The 24772-nt window shown below is 60.7% G+C and carries 22 protein-coding genes; 9 read left to right on the top strand and 13 right to left on the bottom strand.

What is annotated here, in order from left to right; genetic code table 11:
* Positions 1-56 precede the first annotated feature (56 nt).
* Genes fdnG through fdnI form a run of 3 tightly spaced genes read left to right on the top strand, consistent with a single transcriptional unit; the run spans position 57 to position 4649 of the window.
* Entirely contained in the window at positions 57-3104 is a 3048-nt protein-coding gene (gene fdnG / locus M2416_RS10720; protein ID WP_259223790.1) for a formate dehydrogenase-N subunit alpha, read from the top strand.
* An 11-nt stretch (positions 3105-3115) separates the two neighbouring features.
* On the top strand, positions 3116-4000 hold the full coding sequence (gene fdxH / locus M2416_RS10715) for a formate dehydrogenase subunit beta (RefSeq protein WP_076947191.1): 885 nt from the start codon (positions 3116-3118) through the stop codon (positions 3998-4000).
* Positions 3993-4649, top strand: a complete 657-nt coding sequence (gene fdnI / locus M2416_RS10710; protein WP_259223788.1) for a formate dehydrogenase-N subunit gamma — start codon at positions 3993-3995, stop codon at positions 4647-4649. The genes fdxH and fdnI overlap by 8 nt, the downstream gene beginning before the upstream one ends.
* Before the next feature lie 48 nt (positions 4650-4697).
* On the opposite strand, the gene M2416_RS10705 is transcribed toward fdnI, so the two are convergent.
* Both M2416_RS10705 and ppk2 read right to left on the bottom strand, forming a co-directional pair.
* Positions 4698-5129, bottom strand: coding sequence for a VOC family protein (locus M2416_RS10705; RefSeq protein ID WP_041145426.1), 432 nt, complete (start codon positions 5127-5129; stop codon positions 4698-4700).
* Positions 5130-5276: 147 nt separating this feature from the next.
* Positions 5277-6095 carry a polyphosphate kinase 2 gene (gene ppk2 / locus M2416_RS10700; RefSeq protein WP_076947189.1) on the bottom strand — a complete coding sequence of 273 codons (819 nt, stop codon included), beginning with the start codon at positions 6093-6095 and terminating at the stop codon, positions 5277-5279.
* 338 nt (positions 6096-6433) lie between these two features.
* On the opposite strand from ppk2, the gene araJ reads away from it, so the two are divergent.
* Entirely contained in the window at positions 6434-7585 is a 1152-nt protein-coding gene (araJ, locus tag M2416_RS10695) for an MFS transporter AraJ (protein ID WP_259223787.1), read from the top strand.
* 42 nt (positions 7586-7627) lie between these two features.
* On the opposite strand, the gene M2416_RS10690 is transcribed toward araJ, so the two are convergent.
* From M2416_RS10690 to M2416_RS10665, 6 genes are read right to left on the bottom strand one after another with little or no spacing between them, the layout of a single operon-like run.
* Positions 7628-8719: an alkylhydroperoxidase domain protein gene (locus M2416_RS10690; RefSeq protein ID WP_259223786.1), complete on the bottom strand. Its 1092-nt coding sequence runs from the start codon at positions 8717-8719 to the stop codon at positions 7628-7630.
* 9 nt (positions 8720-8728) lie between these two features.
* Entirely contained in the window at positions 8729-9718 is a 990-nt protein-coding gene (locus tag M2416_RS10685) for a putative FMN-dependent luciferase-like monooxygenase (protein WP_076947186.1), read from the bottom strand.
* Entirely contained in the window at positions 9715-11319 is a 1605-nt protein-coding gene (locus M2416_RS10680) for a dipeptide ABC transporter ATP-binding protein (RefSeq protein WP_259223785.1), read from the bottom strand. Before M2416_RS10680 ends, M2416_RS10685 begins: the two co-directional genes overlap by 4 nt.
* On the bottom strand, positions 11316-12167 hold the full coding sequence (locus M2416_RS10675) for an ABC transporter permease (protein ID WP_041145432.1): 852 nt from the start codon (positions 12165-12167) through the stop codon (positions 11316-11318). The genes M2416_RS10680 and M2416_RS10675 overlap by 4 nt, the downstream gene beginning before the upstream one ends.
* Entirely contained in the window at positions 12164-13108 is a 945-nt protein-coding gene (locus M2416_RS10670) for an ABC transporter permease (protein ID WP_076947184.1), read from the bottom strand. Before M2416_RS10670 ends, M2416_RS10675 begins: the two co-directional genes overlap by 4 nt.
* A 10-nt stretch (positions 13109-13118) precedes the next feature.
* On the bottom strand, positions 13119-14741 hold the full coding sequence (locus tag M2416_RS10665) for a TIGR04028 family ABC transporter substrate-binding protein (RefSeq protein WP_076947183.1): 1623 nt from the start codon (positions 14739-14741) through the stop codon (positions 13119-13121).
* A gap of 292 nt (positions 14742-15033) precedes the next feature.
* On the opposite strand from M2416_RS10665, the gene M2416_RS10660 reads away from it, so the two are divergent.
* Positions 15034-15603, top strand: coding sequence for a hypothetical protein (locus M2416_RS10660; protein ID WP_076947182.1), 570 nt, complete (start codon positions 15034-15036; stop codon positions 15601-15603).
* 42 nt (positions 15604-15645) lie between these two features.
* Here M2416_RS10660 and adhP read toward each other — a convergent pair whose 3' ends face one another.
* The gene (gene adhP / locus M2416_RS10655) at positions 15646-16656 is read right to left on the bottom strand and encodes an alcohol dehydrogenase AdhP (protein ID WP_076947181.1); all 1011 of its coding nucleotides are present in this window, start codon (positions 16654-16656) and stop codon (positions 15646-15648) included.
* A gap of 256 nt (positions 16657-16912) precedes the next feature.
* Here adhP and M2416_RS10650 point away from each other — a divergent pair, with 256 nt between their 5' ends.
* Entirely contained in the window at positions 16913-17512 is a 600-nt protein-coding gene (locus M2416_RS10650) for an inorganic diphosphatase (protein ID WP_076947180.1), read from the top strand.
* 55 nt (positions 17513-17567) lie between these two features.
* Here the strand turns inward: M2416_RS10650 and M2416_RS10645 are convergent, their stop codons facing one another.
* From M2416_RS10645 to M2416_RS10630, 4 genes are all read right to left on the bottom strand, one after another.
* Positions 17568-19280: an ABC-F family ATP-binding cassette domain-containing protein gene (locus M2416_RS10645; protein WP_259223784.1), complete on the bottom strand. Its 1713-nt coding sequence runs from the start codon at positions 19278-19280 to the stop codon at positions 17568-17570.
* 407 nt (positions 19281-19687) lie between these two features.
* Positions 19688-21385: an NAD-dependent malic enzyme gene (locus M2416_RS10640; RefSeq protein WP_259223783.1), complete on the bottom strand. Its 1698-nt coding sequence runs from the start codon at positions 21383-21385 to the stop codon at positions 19688-19690.
* A gap of 172 nt (positions 21386-21557) precedes the next feature.
* Positions 21558-21698 carry a stationary-phase-induced ribosome-associated protein gene (gene sra / locus M2416_RS10635; protein ID WP_004861775.1) on the bottom strand — a complete coding sequence of 47 codons (141 nt, stop codon included), beginning with the start codon at positions 21696-21698 and terminating at the stop codon, positions 21558-21560.
* A gap of 158 nt (positions 21699-21856) precedes the next feature.
* Positions 21857-22708: a Vmh family MBL fold metallo-hydrolase gene (locus tag M2416_RS10630; protein ID WP_041145441.1), complete on the bottom strand. Its 852-nt coding sequence runs from the start codon at positions 22706-22708 to the stop codon at positions 21857-21859.
* Positions 22709-22821: 113 nt separating this feature from the next.
* Here M2416_RS10630 and M2416_RS10625 point away from each other — a divergent pair, with 113 nt between their 5' ends.
* The 3 genes from M2416_RS10625 (at position 22822) to M2416_RS10615 (ending at position 24752) form a co-directional block, all read left to right on the top strand.
* Complete coding sequence (locus M2416_RS10625; protein ID WP_076947178.1) at positions 22822-23712, top strand: LysR family transcriptional regulator; 891 nt, start codon at positions 22822-22824, stop codon at positions 23710-23712.
* Between the two features lie 34 nt (positions 23713-23746).
* The gene (locus M2416_RS10620) at positions 23747-24226 is read left to right on the top strand and encodes a GNAT family N-acetyltransferase (protein ID WP_259223775.1); all 480 of its coding nucleotides are present in this window, start codon (positions 23747-23749) and stop codon (positions 24224-24226) included.
* A gap of 94 nt (positions 24227-24320) precedes the next feature.
* Complete coding sequence (locus tag M2416_RS10615; RefSeq protein WP_076947176.1) at positions 24321-24752, top strand: OsmC family protein; 432 nt, start codon at positions 24321-24323, stop codon at positions 24750-24752.
* Positions 24753-24772 lie beyond the last annotated feature (20 nt).

The following is a 24772-nucleotide window of genomic DNA, read 5'->3' as shown; positions in this document are numbered from 1 at the left end:
ACATTGCTGTTAGTTTCCCCCCCGCGATGAACAAAATTCCTGCATGGAGAAAATCAATGGACGTCAGCCGCAGAAAGTTTTTCAAAATCTGCGCAGGCGGTATGGCCGGAACAACAGCTGCTGCCCTGGGTTTTGCACCCAAAATGGCGCTGGCTCAGGCGCGTAACTACAAGCTATTGCGCGCCAAAGAGATCCGCAACACCTGCACATACTGCTCCGTGGGCTGCGGGCTATTAATGTATAGCCTCGGCGACGGCGCGAAGAACGCAAAAGAAGCAATTTATCACATCGAAGGCGACCCGGATCACCCGGTGAGCCGCGGCGCGCTGTGCCCGAAAGGGGCAGGCCTGCTGGACTACGTGCACAGCGAAAACCGCCTGCGCTACCCGCAATACCGCGCGCCGGGCTCCGACAGGTGGCAGCGTATTTCCTGGGATGAGGCCTTCGATCGCATTGCCAGACTCATGAAAGCCGACCGTGACGCCAACTTTATTGACAACAACGAACAGGGCGTAACGGTTAACCGCTGGCTTTCCACCGGGATGCTGTGCGCGTCCGCGGCGAGTAATGAAACCGGCATGCTGACGCAGAAGTTTGTGCGCTCTCTCGGCATGCTGGCGGTAGACAACCAGGCGCGCGTCTGACACGGACCAACGGTAGCAAGTCTTGCTCCAACATTTGGTCGCGGTGCGATGACCAACCACTGGGTTGATATCAAAAACGCTAACGTGGTGATGGTGATGGGCGGCAACGCCGCTGAAGCACATCCGGTGGGATTCCGCTGGGCGTTAGAAGCGAAGAACAACAACGATGCGACGCTTATCGTCGTCGATCCGCGCTTTACGCGTACGGCATCGGTGGCCGATATCTATGCGCCGATCCGCTCCGGCACCGACATTACCTTCCTGTCGGGGGTACTGCTGTACCTGATTGAAAATAACAAAATTAACGCCGAATACGTCAGGCACTACACCAACGCTAACCTGCTGGTGCGCGATGATTTTGCCTTCGATGACGGCCTGTTCAGCGGCTACGACGCTGAAAAACGCCAGTACGATAAGTCCTCCTGGAACTACCAGTTTGATGAAAACGGCTTTGCCAAACGCGATGAAACCCTGACCCATCCGCGCTGCGTCTGGAACCTGCTGAAACAGCACGTCTCCCGCTATACGCCGGACGTGGTGGAGAACATCTGCGGGACGCCAAAAGCGGACTTCCTCAAGGTGTGCGAAGTGCTGGCCTCCACCAGCGCGGCGGATCGCACCACCACCTTCCTCTATGCGCTGGGCTGGACGCAGCACACCGTCGGGGCGCAGAACATCCGCACCATGGCGATGATCCAGCTGCTGCTCGGCAATATGGGGATGGCGGGCGGCGGGGTCAACGCGCTGCGCGGCCACTCCAATATCCAGGGGCTGACCGACCTCGGGCTGCTGTCGACCAGCCTGACCGGCTATCTGACGCTGCCGGCGGAAAAACAGGCGGACCTGCGCAGCTATCTGCAGGCCAACACGCCAAAAGCGACGCTGGACGAGCAGGTGAACTACTGGAGCAACTATCCTAAGTTCTTCGTCAGCCTGATGAAATCCTTCTACGGCGACGCGGCGCAAAAAGAGAACGACTGGGGCTTTAACTGGTTGCCAAAATGGGATCAGGCCTACGACGTTATCAAGTACTTCAACATGATGGATGGCGGCAAAGTCAACGGCTACATCTGCCAGGGCTTTAACCCTGTGGCGTCCTTCCCGGACAAAAACAAGGTGGTGCGCAGCCTCAGCAAGCTGAAGTACATGGTGGTTATCGATCCGCTGGTGACCGAAACCTCCGTCTTCTGGCAAAACCACGGCGAGTCCAACGACGTCGACCCGGCGGCGATCCAGACGGAAGTCTTCCGCCTGCCGTCCACCTGCTTTGCCGAAGAAGATGGCTCCATCGCCAACTCCGGACGCTGGCTGCAGTGGCACTGGAAGGGCCAGGATGCGCCGGGCGAAGCGCGCAACGACGGCGAAATCCTTGCCGGGATCTACCACCGTCTGCGCGAAATGTACCGCACCGAGGGCGGCAAGGGCGTCGAGCCGCTGCTGAAGATGGGCTGGGACTACAAGCGGCCGGACCATCCGGAATCGGAAGAGGTGGCGAAAGAGAACAACGGCTACGCGCTGGCGGATCTCTACGACGCCAACGGCGCGCTGGTGGCGAAAAAAGGCCAGCTGCTGAACAGCTTCGCGCTGCTACGCGACGACGGCTCAACCTCATCCTCGTGCTGGATTTATACCGGCAGCTGGACCGAGCAGGGCAACCAGATGGCTAACCGCGACAACGCCGATCCGTCGGGCCTCGGCAACACCCTGGGCTGGGCCTGGGCGTGGCCGCTAAACCGCCGGGTGCTCTATAACCGCGCGTCGGCGGATATCAACGGCAGGCCGTGGGATGCGAAGCGGATGCTGATCCAGTGGAACGGCGCTAAGTGGGTCGGGAACGATATTCCGGACTTCAACACCGCGCCGCCGGGGAGCAAAACCGGTCCGTTTATCATGCAGCAGGAGGGCCTCGGCCGGCTGTTTGCGCTGGATAAGCTGGCGGAAGGTCCGTTCCCTGAGCACTACGAGCCAATGGAGACGCCGCTGGGGACCAACCCGCTGCACCCGAACGTTATCTCCAGTCCGGTGGTGCGTCTGTACGAAGAGGATGCCGTGCGCTTAGGTAAGAAAGACAGGTTCCCGTACGTCGGCACCACCTATCGCCTGACCGAGCACTTCCACACCTGGACCAAGCACGCGCTGCTTAACGCCATCGCGCAGCCGGAGCAGTTCGTCGAAATCAGCGAGGGGCTGGCGAAAGCCAAGGGGATTGCCAACGGCGATCGCGTGACGGTCAGCAGCATGCGCGGCTTTATTCGCGCGGTGGCGGTAGTGACCCGGCGCCTGCAGACGCTTAACGTCAACGGCCAGCAGGTGGAAACCGTCGGGATCCCGCTGCACTGGGGCTTTGAAGGAGTGGCCCGTAAAGGCTACATCGCCAATACCCTGACGCCGAACGTCGGCGATTCCAACTCGCAAACGCCGGAGTATAAGGCGTTTCTGGTCAACATCGAGAAAGCGTAAGGGGCGATTCAATGGCGATGGAAACACAGGACATAATTAAACGCTCCGCGACGAACCCTATCACTCCCGCGCCCCGCGCGCGGGACTTTAAGGCGGAAGTCGCCAAGCTTATCGATGTGTCATCCTGCGTGGGCTGCAAGGCCTGCCAGGTGGCCTGCTCCGAGTGGAACGATATCCGCGATGAGGTGGGGCACTGCGTCGGGGTTTACGATAACCCGGCGGATCTCAGCGCCAAATCCTGGACGGTGATGCGCTTTAGCGAAACTGAACAGAACGGCAGGCTGGAGTGGCTGATCCGTAAAGACGGCTGCATGCACTGCGAAGATCCGGGCTGCCTGAAGGCCTGCCCCTCCGCCGGGGCGATTATTCAGTACGCGAACGGCATCGTCGACTTCCAGCAGGAAAACTGCATTGGCTGCGGCTACTGCATTGCCGGGTGTCCGTTTAACGTCCCGCGCCTCAATAAAGAGGATAACCGGGTCTATAAATGCACGCTCTGCGTCGACCGCGTCAGCGTCGGTCAGGAGCCGGCGTGCGTGAAAACCTGCCCGACCGGGGCGATTCATTTCGGCAGCAAGAAAGAGATGCTGGAGGTGGCGCAGGAGCGGGTCAACAAGCTGAAGGCGCGCGGCTATCCGCACGCCGGGGTGTACAACCCGCCGGGCGTGGGCGGTACGCATGTGATGTACGTGTTGCATCACGCCGACCAGCCGGAGCTGTACCACAAGCTGCCGAACGATCCAAAAATCGATACCAGCATCAATCTGTGGAAAGGGGCGCTGAAGCCGCTCTCGGCGCTGGGCTTTGTCGCCACCTTTGCCGGGCTTATCTATCACTACATCGGTATCGGACCGAACAAGGAAGTGGATGACGATGAGGAGGAACATGATGAGTAAATCGAAGATGATTGTGCGCACGAAGTTTATCGACCGCGCCTGTCACTGGACGGTGGTTATCTGCTTCTTTCTGGTTTCACTGTCCGGGATCTCGTTCTTCTTCCCGACTCTGCAGTGGCTGACAGAAACCTTCGGTACGCCGCAGATGGGGCGCATTCTGCATCCCTTCTTCGGGGTGGTTATCTTTATCGCCCTGATGTTTATGTTCGTCCGTTTTGTGCAGCATAACATCCCCGACAAGCAGGATATTCCGTGGCTGAAGGGGATTGTTGAGGTGCTGAAAGGCAACGAGCATAAGGTGGCGCGCGTCGGGAAATATAACGCCGGGCAGAAGATGATGTTCTGGACCATCATGAGCATGATTTTTGTGCTGCTGGTGACCGGGGTAATTATCTGGCGGCCCTGGTTTGCGCACTATTTCCCGATTCAGGTCATCCGCTACGGCCTGCTGATCCATGCGGCGTCGGCGATTGTGCTGATCCACGCCATCCTGATCCATATGTATATGGCGTTCTGGGTGAAGGGGTCGATTAAGGGCATGATTGAAGGCAAGGTGAGCCGCCGCTGGGCGAAAAAACACCACCCGCGCTGGTACCGCGACGTCGAGCGCCTGGAGGCGAAGAAAGAGAGTTCGCAGGGGATAAAATAGGCCTGCCGCGGAATTCTGCATGGCGCGACCGATGTCGCGCCATTTTTTTTAGCCTTCGCCGCGCAGGACCTCCAGCCCCACCCGCTGGCCGTAAGAGAGCTCGAGGGTATTGCCGTCCGGGTCGGCAAAGAACACGTAGTAGCCCACCGGCTCGCCGAGCTGTTCAGGCTCGCTGCGCAGCACGCCCTCGCGGCGCGCTATCGCGGTTTTTTCATCGATCTCCTGGCGCGTCGCGCAGGCTACCCCGAGGTGACCGAAGGGCCCAAGCGGGGTATCGGTGTGGCTATCCGTCTGCACCAGCACCAGCGCAAACGGGCGGGTGCGGTCGCTCAGCCACGCCACGTGGCGCGCGGAGGGCAGATCGGGCGAGCGCCGATGGATCACCTGCATGGCGGTGTAGCGGGTATAAAAATCGATACTTTTTTGCAGATCGCGCACCATAAAGGCGACGTGGGTAAAACCGCTGTCTACTTCCTGCATCATGCTGCTCCTGTAAGGTCGTTTTATTCTGCCGACAACGGTAATACCTCAGGTTAACTTGAGGTAAAGCGCGAATTGTGCCATTGGCGATCGCCAAAATGGCCAGGGCGAAGAGGCTCCCGCCGATGCGGGAGCCGGCGGGAGAGGCTAGAAATGTTCCTTGATAAAACGGAAGGGGTACTCGCTGAATTTACTCTTGCCCGTTTTGCGCTTGGGCAATTTAACCGGATCGATATGCGGGTTCTTGTAGGGGATCTGCGCCAGCAGGTGGGTAATGATGTTCAGGCGAACGCGCTTCTTCTCCTCCGAGCGGGCGACAAACCACGGCGCCCAGGCGGTATCGGTGGCGGCAAACATCGCGTCCCTGGCGGCGGTGTAGTCGTCCCAGCGGTTAAACGACTTGATGTCCATTGGCGACAGCTTCCAGATCTTGCGCCCGTCGTTGATGCGGTCGCGCAGGCGGCGCTCCTGCTCCTCCGGAGTCACCTCCAGCCAGTATTTCAGCAAAATGATCCCGGACTCGACCATCGCCCGTTCAACCATCGGCGCGCCTTCAAGGAATTTATCCGTCTGCTCGGGGGTACAAAAGCCCATCACCCGCTCGACGCCGGCGCGGTTGTACCAGCTGCGGTCGAAGATCACTATCTCTCCGGCGGCGGGTAAAAAGGGAATATAGCGCTGATAGTAGAGCTGGCTCTTCTCGCGTTCGGTGGGGGCCGGGAGGGCGATAACCCGAAACACGCGCGGGCTAACCCGCTCGGTGATGGCTTTGATGGTGCCGCCTTTCCCCGCGCCGTCGCGCCCCTCAAACACGATGCAGACCTTCAGCCCCTGGCTGACGACCCACAGCTGCAGCTTGACCAGCTCAACGTGCAGCTTGCGTAGCGCCTTTTGATACTCTTTTTCGCCGAGCGGCTCGGTTTTACCGACGCTGTCGATGGCTTTGCTCTTTTTCTTATTTCCCATGGGCTCTTCTCCGTCGTGTATCGCGCCGGGTCAGCGCTCTACTATGAAGTGTAATAACAGCGCCAGCGTACGGCGGAAAATATTCATTCCCCGCCGCCGCGCTGCCCGCGAATTAAGCGGCAGAAGCGATATTCATGCAGCGATCGCGCCGTTATATGGATAAACAGGTCACTTCACGTTTTTGTCTGGCCTGCGGTTGCCGAATGGTCAATAATGCCGACCGAAAGTAAAAACAAAGGGTTATACCGCCCGGGATTGACCTGTTTGCCACGTTGCCCGGCCTGCCGTCGCGCCCGTTTGCGGCCGGGGCAGGCCTGCGTTATTTAAGGTTCAGAAGTATGAAAAAGACGATTTTTTCGTTAGCGCTTGGCACCTTTGGTCTGGGAATGGCGGAATTTGGCATCATGGGCGTACTGCCGGAAGTGGCCCACGACGTGGGGATCTCGATCCCCGTCGCCGGCAATATGATTTCCTGGTACGCCTGCGGAGTGGTGATCGGCGCGCCGGTGATGGCGCTGATTTCGAGCCGCTTTTCGTTAAAATCGATCATGCTATTTCTCGCCGCGCTTACCGTTATCGGTAACGCCATTTTTGCCTTCTCTTCGAGCTACGCCATGCTGGCGGTCAGTCGGCTGGTCTCCGGCTTCCCCCACGGCGCCTTTTTTGGCGTCGGTGCGATTATCCTGTCGAAAATAGCCCCGCCGGGAAAAGTCACCGCGGCGGTCGCCGGGATGATAGGCGGGATGACGGTGGCCAATCTGATCGGCGTGCCTGCCGGAACCTGGCTCGGGCACCAGTTTAGCTGGCGCGACACCTTTATGGCCCTCTCCCTGTTTAACATCGCGGTCTTCCTGTCAATTATCCGCTGGGTGCCGACGCTGTTTGATAAATCGACGACGCGATTGCGCGAACAGTTTTACTTTTTAAAATCACCGGCGCCGTGGCTGATATTTGCCGCGACGCTGTTTGGTAACGCCGGCGTATTTGCGTGGTTCAGCTATATCAAGCCGTTTATGATTAACGTTGCCGGTTTTTCCGAAGGCGCGATCGTCTTTATTATGATGCTGGTGGGTCTGGGAATGGTGCTGGGCAACGTGCTCAGCGGCAAAATTTCCGCCCGCTTTAGCCCATTGCGCATTGCCGCCGCCACCGACGGCATGATTGCCGTGGTGCTGTTGCTGATGTTTATCTTCGGCGATCGTCAGCCGGCGGCGCTGCTGCTGGCCTTTATCTGCTGTACCGGTCTGTTTGCGCTCGCAGCGCCGCTGCAGATCCTGCTGCTGCAAAACGCCCGCGGCGGAGAGATGCTGGGGGCGGCGGGGGGACAGATTGCCTTTAACCTCGGCAGCGCGATTGGCGCCCTGTGCGGGGGAATGATGCTGACCTGGGGCTTTGGCTGGAATTCGGTTGCGCTGCCTGCCGCCGGGCTCTCCTTCCTCGCCATGAGCTCGCTGCTGATTTACGCTCGCTATCAGCGCAGCCTCCGCTAGCCGCCGCGCGCCGCGCCTGGAACGGCGCGCGGGGCCGCAGAGTCAATCCGTAAACGGCTCGCCGAGGGTCAGCATCAGGCGGTTTGCCCAGGCGAAAAAGGCCGCGGATTGCAGCAGGTCGAGCTGGGCGAGGGTATCGAGCCCCTGACGCTCAACGGCGGCCAGATGGGCAGCGTTGAGCGCCGACGGAGTGACCGAGACCGCCGCGGCAAAATCAATTTCCGCCTGCCAGCGCGCCGACTGGCCGTCGCTGAGGTTATCTCCCGGCGTCACCGCCAGCAGGGTTTCCACCGCCGTCTCCTCTTTTGCCAGCTGGGCCGCCTTGCGGGCGTGCACCGAGGCGCAATAAATACAGCCGTTAATTTTGCTGGCCACCGTCGCCGCCAGCTCCCTTTCGGCGCGCGGCAGCCCGCCCGGCGTATAGAAAATACCCTTGTCGGTCAGCGTGCGCTGCTCCAGCAGCGGCTGGTTGCGCGCCAGCAGGCGAAAATAGGGCGAGTCGCTGTGGCCATATTTCGCCAGGATGTTGCGTTCCTCCTCGCTGAATTCCTCCAGCGGTTTGGCGGCGATCCACGGCTCCCAGCTCAGCTCGTCGCGGGTGAAGTGCACCGGCGCACGCCTGCCGCTGGCCGTCTGCGGTGCGGTATGCCAGAAGCCGGCAACCACCGGCGTCTCCGCGCTGGCCGCCGACTTACCGTTCAGCAGCCGCAGACCGGCGATCAGCCGGCTCTGGAAGCTCACAAAGGCGATGAGCTGGGCGAGGGTGACCACCGCCCGCAGACTCCAGCCGGCGTGGGTTAACGCCTGCAGCGCCGACGGCGTGGCCTCGATTGGCGTAAAGGTCAGCAGGCGGGCAAATCCCAGGGCCGGGATCAGCCGCGGCGACGTTGGATCGGCAAGACCGAATCCGGCGTAATGGGCGGCGAGGGCGTCTGCCTGGTGCAGCTTGGCCACCTTGGCGGCCACCGCGAAGCGCTCGCTCAGCGGAAAATCCTCCTCCTCCTGACCGAACAGCGTTTCATAGCTGCCCTGGGCATGGCGGGTGGCCGCTTCGCGCACCGCGCGGGCCTCGGCCAATGCGGAATTCGGGGCAATATCGGCCAGCTCAGCCAAAATATCCTGACTCAGTGTCATGGTGACTCCTTACTGTAGTTGCGGGGCAATATGCTGAGCGATCAGCTCGATGGAGCGCAGCGTGTCGCGATGCGAAGGTTCAACGGAGTGGACCTGGAACGAAATATCGGTCACCCGCGCCAGCACGCTATCCTGCGCCAGCGAAGCCTTCACCTGTTCGACATCGCCGACGTGCGCATCCAGCTGAGAGAGATAATCTGTGACAGTGTCACCAGTAAGCTGATGTCCGGCAGCTCGGTGCGCCGCCGCCTGACGACGCAGGCCCGGCTCCGCCACCTGCAGGGCGTACTGCCGACTGTCGGCAACAAACGCGGTGCGTGAAGCGAGGATCCTCGGTGTGACCCCCGCCGGGAGCGCGCTGAGGTAGGCGTCGATAATCGGATTCTGAATGGCGTCCAGCGCCAGCTGCGGCTGGCCGACAGGGCGCGGCTGGGTGCGGGAGAGCATCAGTCCGTGCCCGGCCTGGCCCGCGCGGATAGCCCCTTCGGCGGAGAACGTGGCAATCCATATGCGCTCCGCGAGCTGCGGCGCTGGCGGGTAGAGATGGTTATCCGGATGGGCCAGCGAATCGCCGCGCCAGGCGCTCTGGATCAGATGCAGGTGTTCGGCAAAAACCTCCCCCCGCCGTTCGCTGGTGAGGCCAAAGGGTAAAAACGAGGTCGGCGTGCCGCCCGAACCAAAGCCCACTTCTAGCCGCCCGTCCGCGAGCAGGTCCAGCACCGCCGCGTCTTCGGCAACGCGCAGCGGATCCTCCATCGGCAGGGTAATGATGGCGGTACCGAGGCGAATACGCTCGGTATGCGCGGCGGCATGGGCGAGAAACACCAGCGGCGACGGCAGGCCGCCCTCATGCTCATGGAAATGGTGCTGCGCAATCCACGCGCTATCGAAGCCGAGTCGTTCGGCGTGGCGGATCTGCTCGGTCGCCAGGCGATAGCGCTCCTTCGGCGCCGCGTCGTCCAGCAGACGGGTGAAAAAGCCCAGACGTTTACGCGTCATGCAACCTCCTTGCTTGAGGTGGAAAAGTGGGGAATAGCGGCGATAAGCTCGCGGGTGTAATCGTGCTGCGGCGCGGCGAACAGGCGGCCAACCTCGCCGTGCTCGACAACCAGGCCGGCGCGCAGCACCGTCACGCTGTGGGCGATGCGGCGCACCGTGGCCAGATCGTGGGTAATAAACAGATAGGTCAGCCCCAGCTGCTGCTGGAGCTGCTGCAGCAGGGCAAGAATTTGCGCCTGCACCGTGACGTCGAGCGCTGAGGTGGCTTCATCCAGCACCAGAATGGTCGGCTCCAGCACCAGCGCGCGGGCAATCGCCACCCGCTGGCGCTGGCCGCCGGAGAGCTCGCGGGCGGTTCGCCCCAGCAGCTCGGGGGCGAGGGCGACCCTGGCGGCAACCGCCTCGACGCGGGCGCGCCGCTGGGTCGGGCTGAGTCGGTCAAAGTTTTTCAGCGGCTCCTCGATAATTTCCTGCAGCGTCTGGCGCGGGTCGAGGGAGGCGAATGGGTTTTGGTAGACGAACTGAATTTTGCGCCGCAGCTGGCGCTGCGCTTCGCGGCTTAAATGTCCGGCATTGATGCCGTCAATGGCAATCTCGCCGCTGTCGGCGCGCTCAAAGCCGAGCAGGATCCGCGCGAGGGTGGTTTTCCCTGAACCGGATTCGCCGACCAGCGCGTGGGTGCTGCCGCGCCGCACCTCGAAGCTCACGCTGTCCAGCGCCTGCAGGTGCGAATGGCCCAGCGAGAAGCGCTTGCTGACGCCTTCCAGGCGAATAGCCGGCGTCGCCAGCCCGCGCCCGCCCGCCGGGGCGATGGTGAGGTTTTGCCCCTGCAGGTCGCTGAGCAGCTGGCGGGTGTAGGCGTGCTGCGGCGTGCGGATCACCTCTGCCGTAGCGCCGTGCTCCTGAATCTCGCCGTGGCGAAACACCAGCAGGCGGTCGGCGCGCTGCGCCGCCAGCGCCAGATCGTGGGTCACAAACAGCACCGCGGTGCCGGATTCGCGGCGCAGGGTATCGAGCAGGTCGAGAATGCGCTTTTGTACCGTGACGTCGAGGGCGCTGGTGGGCTCGTCGGCAATGATTAAATCTGGCTTCAGGGCAATGGCTATCGCGATCAGCACCCGCTGCTTCATGCCGCCGGAGAGCTGGTGCGGATACTGGTTAAAGCGCTGTTCCGGATGGCTCAGGCCGACTTTCTCCAGCAGGGCCAGCACCTGACTCTTGCGCTCGGCGGCGCTGTGCTTTTGATGCAGACGCAGGATCTCCCCGACCTGGGCGCCGATAGTCTGCACCGGGTTCAGCGAGTTGCCCGGGTCCTGAGGCACCAGGCTGATGCGCGCGCCGCGCAGGCTATCGAGCCGCTTACCCGACCAGCCGCTGATATCCTCCGCGTTAATGACGATCTTCCCGCCGTCGCGGCGGGCGTTATCCGCCAGCAGGCCGATAATCGCCTGGGCGGTGGTGGTCTTGCCGGAGCCGGACTCGCCGACGAACGCCAGCATTTCGCCGCGCCTGATGCTAAAGCTGACGCCGTGCACCACCTCGCGCCACTCCTGCCGGGATCGGTAGCTGATACGCAGGTTTTCAACGCTTAATACGTTCATGCGCGTTCTCCGCTAAATTGACGGCTGATGCGGTTGGCGGCGAGCACCACCGCCACGACCGCCACGCCGGGGAAGGTGGTTAGCCACCAGGCGGTTGAAAGATAGTTACGCCCTTCGGCAATCAGCAGCCCCCATTCCGGGACCGGCGGCGGGGTGCCGTAGCCGAGAAAGCTCAGGGTCGAGAGCGCGAGGATTGCCTGGCCGAACTGCAGGGTGGCGAAAGCCAGCACGGCGGTCAGCGAGTTCGGCAGAATATGCCGCCAGAAGACGGCGAAGAAGGTCCCGCCGCTGCCGTAAGCCGCCTCGACGTAATCGCTATGGCGTACGCGGACCACTTCCGCCCGCGCCAGGCGGGCAAAGCTGGCAATCGCGGCGACGCCAACGGCCACGGCGGCGTTAACGGTGCCGAAGCCGAGGATGATGATCACCGTGAGCGACAGCAGCAGCGAAGGGATCGCCAGCAGGACGTCAACCAGCCGCATCACCACCGACTCCACGCGTCCGGCGGCGGCGCCGGCAAGGGTGCCGAGCGCGCTGCCGACGATCAGCCCGATGGCGACCGCCGCCAGCGCCGCGCTGAGGGAGTGCACGGCGCCGTAGACAATGCGCGCCCACAGGTCGCGACCCAGTTGGTCGGTGCCGAGCCAGTGTCCGGCCTGCGGCGCCAGGCGCTGGGCGCCGGGTATCCCTTCCAGCGGGCTATAGGGAGTAAAGAGCTGCGGCGCGACGGCCAGCAGCACGGCGGTAACGATGACCGCCCAGGCCAGCCATAGACCCGGCTGCAGGCGCAGGGTGCGCCGGCTAAACGTCCGACGGCGGGCGGCGATAGCGTAATCGACCAGGCTCATAGGGCACCTCCGGCAAGCGGTTTCAGACGAGGATCGAACAGCGGCATCAGCAGATCGACCAGCAGATTAATCAGCACGAAGCCGAGGGCTGAGATCATCACCACCGCCTGCAGGACGGCGATATCCTGATTATTCACCGCCTGCTGGGTGAGCTGCCCGAGGCCGCCGCGGCCAAATACGGTTTCGGTAATCAGCGCTCCGGCGATCAGCTCGCCCAGCAGCAGGCCGGCGATGTTCAGCACCGGCAGCAGCGCGTTGCCGATGACGTGTCGCCACAGCACGCCGGTTTCGCTCATTCCTTTGGCCCGGGCGACGGCGACGAAGGGCTGGGCAGCAACCTGGTCCATGCTGCGCAGCAGTATTTGCGCCAGCGGCGCGGAGATCGGCACCGCGACGGCAATAATCGGCAGGATCAGCCCCTGTAGCGGGCTGGGGTTGATCACCGGGACCCAGCGCAGCTGGAAGGAGAACAGCTGAATCAGGGCGATGCCGAGCCAGAAGGTGGGCAGGGAGATAAACAGCACCGGCAGCGATTGCAGGGCGTTACTCAGCCAGCGTAGCCCCGGCAGCCGGGCGGCGAAGGCGAGGGTAAACGCCAGCGCGATCGCCGCGATAAAGGCCGGCAGCGCGAGGCTCAGGGTTTGCGGAAGATTGCTGGCGAGCAGGGCGTTGACCGCGATCCCCGCCTGCAGCGAGTAGCCAAAATCTCCGCGCAGCATCGCCAGCAGGCTGTGCAGGTACTGCCGCCACAGCGGGCTATCGGCGCCGTAGGCGAGGCGCATTTCGGCGATTTGCGCCGGGCTGAGGCCAAGGTCCGGATTCTGGAACTTGATCAGCACCGCATCCCCCGGCAGAACCTGCAGCAGCACGAAGGAGAGGGTGAACGCCGCCCACAGCACCAGAACACCCTGGCCCAGCCGGCTGAGAAGATAGTGGCTCATCGTCGGCTCCTTAGCGCTTGTCGAGCCACGCGCCGTAGAACGACGGGCGGCCAACCGCTTCAAAACTGACGCCTTTCACCCATTTCGCTCCGGCAAAGACCTGCGGCTCCTCAAAGATAGGGATCACGTAGGCGTTATCCAGCAGATAGCGCTGGGCGTCGCCGGTCAGCTGCAGGCGCTTTTGCGCGTCAACCTCGGCGGAGATGGCGGTGAGCAGGGCGTTGAGCTTATCGTCGCGGAAGCTCTGCACCTTATCGCTGGAGCCGCCTTTTTGCAGCAGGGCATCGCGGTTGCCCGGGAAGAACATGCTTTTCACCACGTCCGGGTCGGCGCGGCCGACTTCAGACACGGTGAGCGGCGTTTTCAGCGGATCGAGGCTATCGAGGGTGCGGCTGCCGGCGTCTCCGGCCTTGACGCTGAGCGCCACGCCGACCTGGCGCCACTGTTGAGCAACCAGCTGCAGCACCTCTTTATTTTGCGGCTGCGGCAGCGATTCGTAGACCGTCAGCGCCAGCCGCTGACCATCTTTAGCGCGGATGCCGTCGGCGGCCGCCTTCCAGCCCGCTTCGTCCAATAGGGCGTTGGCCTTAGCCGGGTCGAAGGTGAGCCTGTCGCTGAGGTTAACATAGCCCGCCGCCGAGCTGGCGATGGCCGAAGTGGCCTGCGGGTAGTTGGCGGAAAACAGGGTATCAACGACCTGCTTTGCGTTAGTGGCATGCAGCAGCGCCTGACGCACGCGCAGGTCGGAAACCAGCGGGTTGTCCGGGCGGAAGCTGAGACTATCGTTCACTCCGCGCGTTGGCGCAGCGTAGATGGTAAAGCCCTGGTCGGTGGTCTGCTTTTCATCGTAGGCCTGCACCTGGCGGATAAAGTCGGCCTGGCCCGCCAGCAGGGCGCCGATGCGCACGCTATCTTCCGGGGTTACGATAAAGGTAATGCCGTCGAGGTTCGCCGGCCCCTGCTGCGGCAGATTTTTGGGCCCCCATTGATAATCCTTGCGGGCAACCAGCGTCAGCTCGCGGCCCGGCTTTTCATCTTTAACGCTGAACGGCCCGGAGCCGATAATATTGCGCGCGTCGCCGAGCTCTTCGAAGTTGCGCTGCAGCGTGCTAAGCGATACCAGCCCCGAGCCGATGGTCGCCGTGCCCTGCAGGAAGCCCGGCGACGGCTTTTTGAAATAGAACTTTACCGTCAGCGGGTCGATGACCTCGCTGCGATCGTAGTTGTTTATCACCTCCGAGACCGGCAGGCGGTGGGCTTTATTCCCCAGGCCGTAGGTATCGAAGTTTTTCGCCACCGCGTTGGCATCCAGCGGGGTGCCGTCGGAGAAGGTGACGCCGGGGCGCAGCCTGAAGGTATATTCGGTTTTGTCGGCGTTGGTGGTCCAGCTTTCGGCAATCCACGGCTCGACCGCTAAGGTTTTGGGATTCTGCCAGGTCAGCTTATCGGTGATCTGGTTGAGGATCCCGCCGTTGGGGTAGAAGCCCCCGGCGGGCGGATAAAGGTTAGTGTGCGGCTGCTGCTCAAGATAGATCAGGGTGCCGCCTTTAACCGGGGTTTCGGCGGCCCAGGCGGAAAAGGCGCCTGATAAAAAGAGTGCTGCCAGCGCGGGCAGGCGAAAACGGCTTTGCATGGTGAATTCCTTTGTTATCTATTGTGTTGTCATCATCCGGCGCGGTTATTGACAAAGGAACGAAGGAATTGCGCTAAGCATGTGCGTAAAAAGCATTAATACGCTTCAGTATTCAAATGACGCCGCGTTGGCGGGATCCTCTTTTGCCGCTTAACTGCGGGGTGAATACGTTAAGGATTTTTTATTTTGTCGGCTGGCACTCATCCCATAATTTAATAAAAAGATTGAGATGATACTTAAGGTTGATAGATTAATGGCTGACAAATGAATGTCGCTAAACGGGAAAAGGGTAATGCTGAAATATTTACTGGCGCTGGCGGTGGCGGTATTGACCGGTTGCACCGCGGCGCCGAATTTACCGCCGACCGATACCATAACGAAAGTTAAGCCAATCTCGGCCGGTGTTATTGCGGTGTCCAATAAATACACCTATCGCTTTTATCGCGCCGGCGCTCCGCAGGAGTATCAGCGCTACAGTAGCTTCTACCAGCGTTTTAATAAAGTCGCCTCGGGCGTGCGGGTAAACTTTGCGGTTGAGCAGCATGAGGTGGTGGCGGAATATCTGGTGGTGCTTGATAAGCGTAAACTGGACGCGGCGCAGCAGACGATATTAACCAGGGAATATAAAGCGACGGCGCTGGATAGTGAACATCTCGGCGTGCTGTTTAAAGCGAGCGGCTACTGGACGGCAGGGAACCCGAACGAGCTGGAAGAATCCTGGCGGCTCTCCAGCCCGGTGGTCGTTTCGATAAACGATCGGACGCAAACGCTTTCTACTCTCGGGACCATCGCGCTGATCCCGCTGGTGCCGCTGTTCCCGCTGGTCATGATGTACGGGTGCGCGACGGGGCCGTGCGTATAGCCTGAGCAGACGCCTCTCCCCAATTCGGGAGAGGCGCAAGGGCTAGCGGCGGAAGTCGATAACCATCCGGCCGCGGATCTGCCCCTGTTCCATCTCTTTAAAGATGGCGTTGATATCGCCCAGCGGGCGCAGCGTCACTTTCGGCACCACTTTCCCTTCGGCGGCAAACTGGAAGGCCTCAATCAGGTCCTGACGGGTACCGACCAGCGAACCCACCACTTCGATGCCGTCCAGCACCAGTCGCGGAATGTCGAGGCTCATGGCTTCCGGCGGCAGGCCAACGGCCACCACGCGGCCGCCGGCGCGCACTGCGTCAACGGCGGAGTTGAAGGCGGCCTTCGCGACGGCGGTGACCACCGCGGCATGGGCGCCGCCGGTCTTCTCCTGAATCACCTTCGCCGCATCTTCGCTGCGGGAGTTGATGGTCAGGTCGGCGCCCATCTCTGCGGCCAGCTTCAGCTGCTCGTCGTTGACGTCGATGGCGATAACTTTGGCATTGAAGACGTTTTTCGCATACTGCAGCGCCAGATTACCCAGGCCGCCGAGGCCGTAAATCGCAATCCACTGGCCCGGCTTGATGTGGGAGACCTTCACCGCTTTGTAGGTTGTGACGCCGGCGCAGGTGATGCTGCTGGCCGCCGCGGAGTCGAGGCCATCCGGCACTTTGACCGCGTAGTTGGCGGTGACGATACACTCTTCAGCCATACCGCCGTCAACGGTATAACCGGCATTTTTTACCGAGCGGCAGAGCGTCTCGTTGCCGCTATTACAGTAGTCACAGTGGCCGCAGCCTTCAAAGAACCATGCCACGCTGGCGCGATCGCCGGGTTTCAGCGAATTGACGCCGGGGCCGACCTGCAGAACCACGCCGACGCCCTCATGTCCGAGGATGACGCCGGTCTTATCACCAAAATCGCCGTTTTTGACGTGCAGGTCGGTGTGGCAGACGCCACAGCAGTCCATTTTCAGCAGCGCTTCGCCATGTTGCAGGGGGCGCAGCGTTTTTTCCGTTACATTGACCTGATGATCGTGAGTGACAACGGCAGCTTTCATGTTTTCTCCTTGATATTAGTGACAAATTACGTCGCGTTCTTGGTGAATAATACTCATTAAGGATTAACGCTTATGCCGCGCAATGCAAGTTTGATAGTGAAAAATGTGGTATCAACCAGCACGGATAGCAAAAGGCTCGTTTTTTAGTCAATATTATGGCTGTTAATATTTGCGTCATGAATTGGTCATATTCCTTTCATCGCCGACCGGCAGGCTGTTAGCGGACAATTTCTTATAACAACAGAGTGATAACCCAATGCATCTGGTAAAAAGCATCCTCGCCGCAACGCTGCTCCTCTCCGCCGCCGCTCAGGCCCACAACGTGCTGGATTTCCCGCAGCCGGAAAACAATCCTGAGGAGTTTTATGCGGTTACCGAAATTCCGACCGGTGGCATTATCAAATATGAAACTGACGCCAAAACCGGGTTTATCATCGCCGATCGCTTCCAGTCGATGCCGGTGGCTTACCCGGCCAACTACGGCTCGCTGACCCAGTCGCTGGCCGGCGATGGCGATCCGCTTGACGTGGTGTTCTATACCCGTGCGCCGATGGCGCCGGGCACCTTGATTAAACTGCGGGCGATTGGCGTACTGAAGATGATCGATGGCGGTGAGAAGGACGATAAAATCATCGCCGTTCCGGCCAGCAAAATTGACCCGACCTATGATGATATTAAGAACATCAGCGATCTGCCGAAAATGGAGCAGGAGCGTCTGCAGGCCTTCTTCCGGGTCTATAAGCAGCTGCCGGAGGGCCGCAAAAAGGTCGAGCTGAACGGCTTTAACGATGCCGCGGCGGCGAAGCAGGAAATTAAACAGGCATGGGATGCCTGGAAAGCGAAGCAGCCGCAGTAATCTGCCACCCGCCGCCCGACCCAGGCTTAACGCCGTGGGCCGGGCGGGTTGGGTATTAACTCAGTCTGGCATTGATTTGTGCGATCTCCTCTTGCCACCGCGCCTGCTGCTGCGGTTTCTGATGCTTAGGCTTGCGCGCCATATCCTCGGCCAGGCGCTGCTCCAGGCTAATCAACCGTTCCAGCAGCGCGTCGCTCTCCTCCATGTGCGTTAGCGCCGCTGGTGCCTGCGCTGGCCGTTCGCTGCGGCCGGTCTCATTGCTCAGCTGGACATAGACCTCGTCAACGTCGTGCCATTCGCTAAGACCCTGGTCGTCGATAAGCCAGAAGCGGTTACAGCTGCGAGCGATCAGCTGGCGGTCATGGCTGACCAGCAGCAGGCCGCCGGGGTAGTCCCGCAGCGTATCCGCCAGCGCCTCTTTGCCTTCCATATCAAGATGGTTGGTGGGCTCATCTAACAGTAGCAGGCTATAGCGCGCCAGCGACAGCCCGACAAACAGCAGGCGGGAGCGCTCGCCTCCGCTGAGGGTGCTGACTTTCTGCCCGTGACGAGCCCAGCCGAAGCCGGCGGAGATCAGCGCGCGTTTACGCGCCTCCGGCGCCGGAGCGAAGGCCTCAAGCGCCTCCAGCAGGCTGTGATTATCATCCAGCTGATGCAGCGTCTGGTCATAATAACCCGGGCTGAGGCGGGGATGCAGGCGCAGCCCGACATCCGGCGTCGGCTGCTGCAGCTGTCGCCACAGCAGGCGCAGCAGCGACGATTTTCCGCCGCCGTTGCGCCCCATAATGGCGACCCGATCCCCGCTTTTCAGCCGCGCCAGCCCGGTGGTAAAGAGGGCGGGCAGGCCCGGCGCCGGCGGGACCGGCAGTCCTTCCATCTCCAGCAGCCGGTCGGCCTGCACCGCGTCGCCGTGTAGCGCCAGCCGCCACGGTGTTCCGGCGGTCACGCTGGTTTGGCTCTCCTGCAGACGCAGTACCTGTTTTTCCATCTGTTTGGCTTTGCGCGAGAGATCTTCGTTGTCATAGACCTGGCCCCAGGTGGCTAACCGCCTGGCGCTGGCGGTGACGCGGTCGATCTCCTTTTGCTCGGCCCTATGGCGCAGGGCGTCGCTTTCGTCCTGCTCCTGTAGCGCCTGGCGAGCGGCGCTGCAGGGAAGAGAGAAGGCGTGCAGGCTGCTGTCGCGCAGGATCCAACTGCTATTAGTTACAGCATCCAATAAGAGGTTGTCGTGCGACACCACGACGAAGCTCCCCTGCCAGGTTTGCAGGAAGCTTTCCAGCCACAGCAGGGTTGGCAGGTCGAGATGGTTGCCGGGTTCATCAAGCAGCAGCAGATCGGGCTGCTGAATCAGGGCCCGCGCCAGCAGCAGCCGGGTATGCTGGCCGCCGCTGAGGTTGGCCGCCTGCTGCCCGAAGCTGGCGGCGCCAAAGCCCATTTCGGCCAGCAGGCGCTCCGCCTGCCAGCGATGGTTTTCGCGACCCGCAGCGGGGAGGCGAGCGAGTACCGCCTGCACCAGCGATTGTGCTAATACCGTCTGCGGCAGATGCTGCTCCACGCGGGCCATCAGGCAGTGGTTAGCCAGCGCCACGCGGCCGGAATTGGGCGTAAGCGTGCCGTCGAGCACCTGCAGTAAGGTACTTTTTCCGCAGCCGTTATAGCCAATCAGGCCAATGCGGTCGCCTTTTTTGAGGGTAAAGGAGAGATCGTTGAATAAGGGGCCAAATGCCGTTTCAACGTACAGAGATTGTGCGGTTAAGAATGTGCTCATTGTGAACTTACTCAAGAGTTACAGGCATGGAAATGCCTCGTCAAACATCGCTGACGATAACCCGGTAAGCCCGAGGGAAGGGGACTAAGGTTTGGTTTCTTCGCTCAAGCTAAAGTTATCGCAGCACGATACCGATAACGCTTGAGGGGGTGCGATCGCCAAATGTATGTGAAAAATTAAACATTTCACAGTACGGCATGGGGTCCTCCTTTTCTATTCAGTTAGTTGATGGGTGCAGGCAGTGTAGAGGGAGATCGTCGATTTAGCCAGCGGCTAAAAATGGCAGGGAGGCGGGTAAAGGAAGGCAGGGCAAAAGCGGTGAGCAAAAAAAGCGGGCCCCGTTGAGGCCCGCCGCGTTCGCCGTTATCCAGATGCTTATCCGGATAGCTTGTTCAGTCGAATAGCAATTAAATCGACGTCCGGCGGTAGTTGCGATACTCCGGCTGCCAGAAGTTATCGCTTATCGCCTGCAGCAGCGCCTCAGCGGAGGTTTTCACCGCCACGCCCTGTTCCTGAGCCACTTTACCTACCGCAAAGGCGATGGCGCGCGACACGGTCTGAATATCCTTCAGCTCCGGCAGCACCGGGCCTTCGCCGTTGTTCACCAGCGGCGAGTGCTTCGCCAGGGTTTCGCTGGCGGCCATCAGCATATCCTCGGTGACCCGCGAAGCGCCGGAGGCGATCACCCCGAGACCAATGCCCGGGAAGATGTAGGAGTTATTGCACTGGGCAATCACGTACTGCTTGCCTTTCAGCGTCACCGGCGCAAACGGGCTGCCGGTGGCAACCAGCGCTTCGCCGTCGGTCCAGCTAAGAATGTTCTGCGGCGTCGCCTCTACCCGGGAGGTGGGGTTCGACAGCGGCATGACGATCGGCCGCGGGCAGTGCTTATGCATCTCGCGAATAATCTCTTCGGTGAACAGTCCCGGCTGGCCGGAAACGCCGATCAGAATATCGGGCTTGACGTTGCGCACCACGTCGAGCAGAGAGAGGACGTCTCTGGTGGTATCCCACTGCTGCAGATTGTCCCGCTTCTGCACCAGCTTGCTCTGGAACGGCAGCAGGTTCGGCATCGCGTCAGTGAGCAGGCCGAAGCGATCGACCATAAAGACGCGCTGGCGCGCGGCCTCCTCGCTCAGGCCCTCACGCTGGATCTGGGCGACGATCTGCTCGGCGATACCGCAGCCGGCGGAACCGGCGCCGAGGAAGACAATTTTCTGTTCGCTCAGCTGGCTGCCGGCGCCGCGGCTGGCGGCGATCAGCGTACCCACGGTGACCGAAGCGGTGCCCTGGATATCATCGTTGAACGAGCAGATTTCATTCCGGTAGCGGTTAAGCAGCGGCATGGCGTTCTTCTGCGCAAAGTCTTCAAACTGCAGCAGCACGTCCGGCCAGCGGTGCTTAATGGCCTGGATAACGTCATCAACGAACTGATAGTACTCGTCATCGGTGATACGCGGGTGGCGCCAGCCCATATACAGCGGATCGTCGAGCAGCTGCTGATTGTTGGTTCCGACGTCCAGCACAACGGGCAGGGTGTAGGCCGGGCTGATCCCGCCGCAGGTGGTGTACAGCGATAGCTTCCCGATAGGGATGCCCATTCCGCCGATGCCCTGATCGCCAAGACCAAGGATACGCTCACCGTCGGTAACCACGATTACCTTAACGTTGTGATTAGGCACGTTTTGCAGGATATCGTCGAGGTTATGTCGGTTCTGGTAGGAGATAAATACGCCCCTGGCGCGGCGGTAGATTTCGGAGAAGCGTTCGCAGGCGGCGCCGACCGTCGGGGTATAGATGACCGGCATCATCTCTTCAAGATGGTTGCCAATCAGGCGATAAAACAGGGTTTCGTTGGTGTCCTGAATATTGCGCAGGTAAATGTGCTTGTCGATCTCGGTTTTGAACCCCTGATACTGGATCCACGCGCGCTCGGCCTGCTCTTCGATGGTTTCAACCACTTCCGGCAGCAGGCCCAGCAGGTTGAAGCTGCTGCGCTCTTCAATGCTGAAGGCGCTACCTTTATTGAGAAGCGGGAACTCGAGCAGGACGGGGCCTGCGTAGGGGATGTACAGGGAACGGTTTTTTTTATGGGTGAATTGCATCGCACTAACTCCTTGATATTCGCTTCAGGCCCGGCGCGGCGATAGACGAGCGGGCTGGCAGGGAATGCTGCGGGCAGAGTATAGAGCAGTTGCTGTTAAAGAGGGGGGATAGCGTTAAAAAAACACCATCCTGGCAAAAGGACGGTGTTTTTATCATCACTCAGTCGAGAAATTAGCCCGCGCGGCGTTTGCGGCCGGTGGCATGAGCGTGGTTGATGGTGGTTTCCACATCGCCGTCCAGCACCACTTTTTTCTGCTGGGACAGCTTATAGTTCAGACCGAGAAGATGACGTGCCTGATGGTTCGATTTCATTCTTACTCCTTAATCCACTTCTGTTTCAAGGACAAGCCCGGCGAAACCGGACGAAATATAACCCTAACGGCGGCCCGTTAACCGAACCGCGCACTCTATGGTGGTCTATATTTTCACCAATGGCAACCTCATGTGCGCGGATTAGGAACAGTCTGCGGCTACCACTTCATCTCGCCGGTGTTGACCTTTGCGCTCAGCTCCAGCGAGCTCTCTTCCGCCAGCTTCGGCCAGCGCTGCTTCATCTCTTTGATCACGCCGGCGGAATCCTTATGGTTCTGCAGCGCCTGCTCAAACTGCTGCAGGTAGTCGCGGGTGAAGACGATTGCGCGGTCGCCTGCCGGCGGCGTGCCGAGATAGTGCCCCGGAATCACCTGCTGCGGATGTAGCGCGGCCATATCGTCGAGGGTTTTACGCCACTGGAGGCGGCTTTCAGCGGTCTGGGTATCGGCGGTCCAGACGTGCATGTCCCATGCGACACCGGTACCGCCGAGAATGGCCTTGTTACCCGGGATCCACACAAAGGCGGCGTAGCTATCCGGCTCGCGGATTTCGACCTTCTCGCCGTCGATGGTAAAGGTGTGGGCTTCAATCACCTGCGGAGCATAGACCTGCTGCGGGGCGCCGTCTTTCATCTGCGGTCCCCAGTAGGCCAGCTTCGCGGCTTTAGTGGCGTTAATGTGATTAACCACTTCCTGCGTCGCGACAATTTTGGCCTGCGGGAAGGCTTTAACCAGCGGCTCAAGGCCGAAGTAGAAATCCGGATCGCCGGAGGTGATCACAATCCGGCTCAGCGGCTTGCCGTTTTTGCGGATCATCTCCACCAGCTTCTCGCCGTCCTTGACGCTGAACTGGGCGTCAAACAGCACCGCTTCGTGAGGGCCGGAGGCCAGCGTTGAGTTGACGGCGAAAATCCCTTTATCCTGCGGGTTGTAGGTTTGCAGCTGCAGCGGCGCGGCGAAGGCGGCGCTGCTGAACAGGGCGGTGGCGATGGCAAGGGTCGAAAGTTTCATGATTGTTTTCTCAATGTCGGGTGAATAACGCTATTTTACGTATTTCCTGATTTGCGAAAATTCCTGAAAAAAGAGATGCTGAGTTTCATAAAACGTGCAGATGGAAACGACGTATGGATAGAATTATCGCCGCCAGGGTGTATATCCGCATTTGCGAGCTGGGCAGCCTCAGCGCCGCCGCGCGGGCGCTGGGCATGTCGCGGCCGATGGTCAGCCGCTATCTTGAGCAGATGGAGCACTGGGCCGGCAGCCGCCTGATCCACCGCTCTACGCGCCGGCTAACGCTCACCGCCGCCGGGGAGAAGGTGCTGCAAAAGACGCGCAGCCTGACGCAGCTGTCGGACGAAATTGCCGGGCAAACCGAGCGGGCGGTGCCCAGCGGTACGTTGCGGGTGGCCTGCGCCCACTTTACGGCGATGCAGCTTATTTCGCCGCTGCTGCCGGATTTTCTCGCCCGCTATCCGCAGCTGCGTCTTGAGCTGGATATCAACAACCATCCGGTCAGCCTGATCGGCGAACGCATCGACGTGGCAATCCGCATCACCGATAACCCGGAGCCGGGGGCCATCGCCCGCCGGCTGGGGGTCTGCCGGTCGGTGCTCTGCGCCTCGCCGCGCTGGCTGCAGCTGAACGGGCAGCCGCAGACCCCCGACGACCTGAGCCAGCACAACTGCCTGCATTACAGCCACTTCGCCACCCAGACCTGGCAGTTTATCTCCCCCGAGGGGGAGAGCGCGGCGGTGGCGGTATCGGGAAATTTAAGCGCCGGGATCTCCTCCCTGCTGCTGGAGGCCGCGGTGGCCGGCTGCGGCATCGCGATGCTCCCCGAGCTTGAGGCGCAGCGCGCGCTGAGCAGCGGAGCGCTGAAGTCGATACTGCCGGGCTGGACGCCGAAGCCGCTGAGCGTTTTTGGCCTCTACCTCTCGCGCGACTACCAGCCCAGCGCGCTGCAGCTGTTTCTCGACGATATACAGCAGCGACTGGCGCAGCCCGCGAACGGCTAGCAGCCGTTAAACACGTCACTAAAGGAATGGAACAATGATGATATTCAGACCGATGCAGGAGGCCGACTATGCGGCCTGGCTCGCCTATTTTATCCCCGATTACGCCGTTGAAATTGCGGATAACTACCGCCTTTCCGCTCCGGCCGCCCGTGCCCAGGCGCAGCAGGAGATTGCCGAGAGCCTCCCTGAAGGCGCGGGCACGCCGGGCCAGGTTTTACTCTGCCTGATTGAACGCGTCGGCGACGCGGAGCGGCAGGTTGGCTACCTGTGGTACAAGCCGGACGCCAAAATGCGCTCCGCCTTTATTTGCGACTTCTATATTCACCCCGACAGTCAGGGGAAGGGGCTGGGCAAACAGGCGATGGCGGCGCTGGAAAACGATCTTCGGCAGCAGGGTTTTGCGCAGATAAAGCTGCGGGTCGCCGGGGATAACGCGCGCGCCCGCCGCCTGTACGAGGCCAGCGGCTTTGGGGTCACCGGTATCAATATGAGTAAAAATATCGACGCCGGGTAGCGGGGCAAAATCACCTCCCGGGGTAAATGGTGCAGGCCGAATCCGCTATCCGCTCCTATACTTACTCCTTTAACGTCAAAAAAGGAGCGAATCCATGGCAATTCATAAGAAAGGTCAAGCGCACTGGGAAGGGGATCTGAAAAGCGGTAAAGGAACCGTCTCAACGGAGAGCGGGGCGCTAAACCAGCAACCTTATGGCTTCAATACCCGCTTTGAAGGCGTGAAGGGCACCAACCCGGAAGAGCTCATCGGCGCGGCCCATGCGGCCTGCTTCTCGATGGCGCTCTCGCTGATGCTGGGTGAAGAAGGGTATACGCCAACCTCGATTGATACGGTGGCCGTGGTGACCCTCGATAAATCCGCCGGCGGCTTCGCCATCACTAAGGTGGCGCTCCAGAGCCAGATCGTGCTGCCGGGCATTGCCGATGCGGCGTTTGAAAGCATCATTCACAAAGCGAAAGCGGGCTGCCCGGTTTCGCAGGTGCTCAATGCCGAAGTGAGCCTGGAATATAAGCTCAATCCGTAAACGCCCATCCCTGTGCTATT

This window comes from Klebsiella sp. BIGb0132 (assembly GCF_024810075.1).
GTDB lineage: Bacteria > Pseudomonadota > Gammaproteobacteria > Enterobacterales > Enterobacteriaceae > Klebsiella > Klebsiella terrigena.
The sequence above is the reverse complement of the archived record's forward strand: the minus strand, read 5'-3'. Positions and strand labels throughout refer to the sequence as shown.

Excerpts from the sequence above, each read along its gene's own strand:
- M2416_RS10630 (WP_041145441.1), bottom strand. The coding sequence starts at position 22,708 with ATGAAACTTTCGACCCTTGCCATCGCCACCGCCCTGTTCAGCAGCGCC.
- M2416_RS10660 (WP_076947182.1), top strand. The coding sequence starts at position 15,034 with ATGCTGAAATATTTACTGGCGCTGGCGGTGGCGGTATTGACCGGTTGC.
- sra (WP_004861775.1), bottom strand. The coding sequence starts at position 21,698 with ATGAAATCGAACCATCAGGCACGTCATCTTCTCGGTCTGAACTATAAG.
- M2416_RS10625 (WP_076947178.1), top strand. The coding sequence starts at position 22,822 with ATGGATAGAATTATCGCCGCCAGGGTGTATATCCGCATTTGCGAGCTG.
- ppk2 (WP_076947189.1), bottom strand. The coding sequence starts at position 6,095 with ATGGGAAATAAGAAAAAGAGCAAAGCCATCGACAGCGTCGGTAAAACC.
- M2416_RS10645 (WP_259223784.1), bottom strand. The coding sequence starts at position 19,280 with ATGAGCACATTCTTAACCGCACAATCTCTGTACGTTGAAACGGCATTT.
- araJ (WP_259223787.1), top strand. The coding sequence starts at position 6,434 with ATGAAAAAGACGATTTTTTCGTTAGCGCTTGGCACCTTTGGTCTGGGA.
- M2416_RS10685 (WP_076947186.1), bottom strand. The coding sequence starts at position 9,718 with ATGACGCGTAAACGTCTGGGCTTTTTCACCCGTCTGCTGGACGACGCG.
- fdxH (WP_076947191.1), top strand. The coding sequence starts at position 3,116 with ATGGCGATGGAAACACAGGACATAATTAAACGCTCCGCGACGAACCCT.
- adhP (WP_076947181.1), bottom strand. The coding sequence starts at position 16,656 with ATGAAAGCTGCCGTTGTCACTCACGATCATCAGGTCAATGTAACGGAA.
- M2416_RS10705 (WP_041145426.1), bottom strand. The coding sequence starts at position 5,129 with ATGCAGGAAGTAGACAGCGGTTTTACCCACGTCGCCTTTATGGTGCGC.
- M2416_RS10675 (WP_041145432.1), bottom strand. The coding sequence starts at position 12,167 with ATGAGCCTGGTCGATTACGCTATCGCCGCCCGCCGTCGGACGTTTAGC.
- M2416_RS10640 (WP_259223783.1), bottom strand. The coding sequence starts at position 21,385 with ATGCAATTCACCCATAAAAAAAACCGTTCCCTGTACATCCCCTACGCA.
- M2416_RS10670 (WP_076947184.1), bottom strand. The coding sequence starts at position 13,108 with ATGAGCCACTATCTTCTCAGCCGGCTGGGCCAGGGTGTTCTGGTGCTG.
- M2416_RS10620 (WP_259223775.1), top strand. The coding sequence starts at position 23,747 with ATGATGATATTCAGACCGATGCAGGAGGCCGACTATGCGGCCTGGCTC.
- M2416_RS10650 (WP_076947180.1), top strand. The coding sequence starts at position 16,913 with ATGCATCTGGTAAAAAGCATCCTCGCCGCAACGCTGCTCCTCTCCGCC.
- M2416_RS10690 (WP_259223786.1), bottom strand. The coding sequence starts at position 8,719 with ATGACACTGAGTCAGGATATTTTGGCTGAGCTGGCCGATATTGCCCCG.
- M2416_RS10665 (WP_076947183.1), bottom strand. The coding sequence starts at position 14,741 with ATGCAAAGCCGTTTTCGCCTGCCCGCGCTGGCAGCACTCTTTTTATCA.
- fdnI (WP_259223788.1), top strand. The coding sequence starts at position 3,993 with ATGAGTAAATCGAAGATGATTGTGCGCACGAAGTTTATCGACCGCGCC.
- M2416_RS10615 (WP_076947176.1), top strand. The coding sequence starts at position 24,321 with ATGGCAATTCATAAGAAAGGTCAAGCGCACTGGGAAGGGGATCTGAAA.
- M2416_RS10680 (WP_259223785.1), bottom strand. The coding sequence starts at position 11,319 with ATGAACGTATTAAGCGTTGAAAACCTGCGTATCAGCTACCGATCCCGG.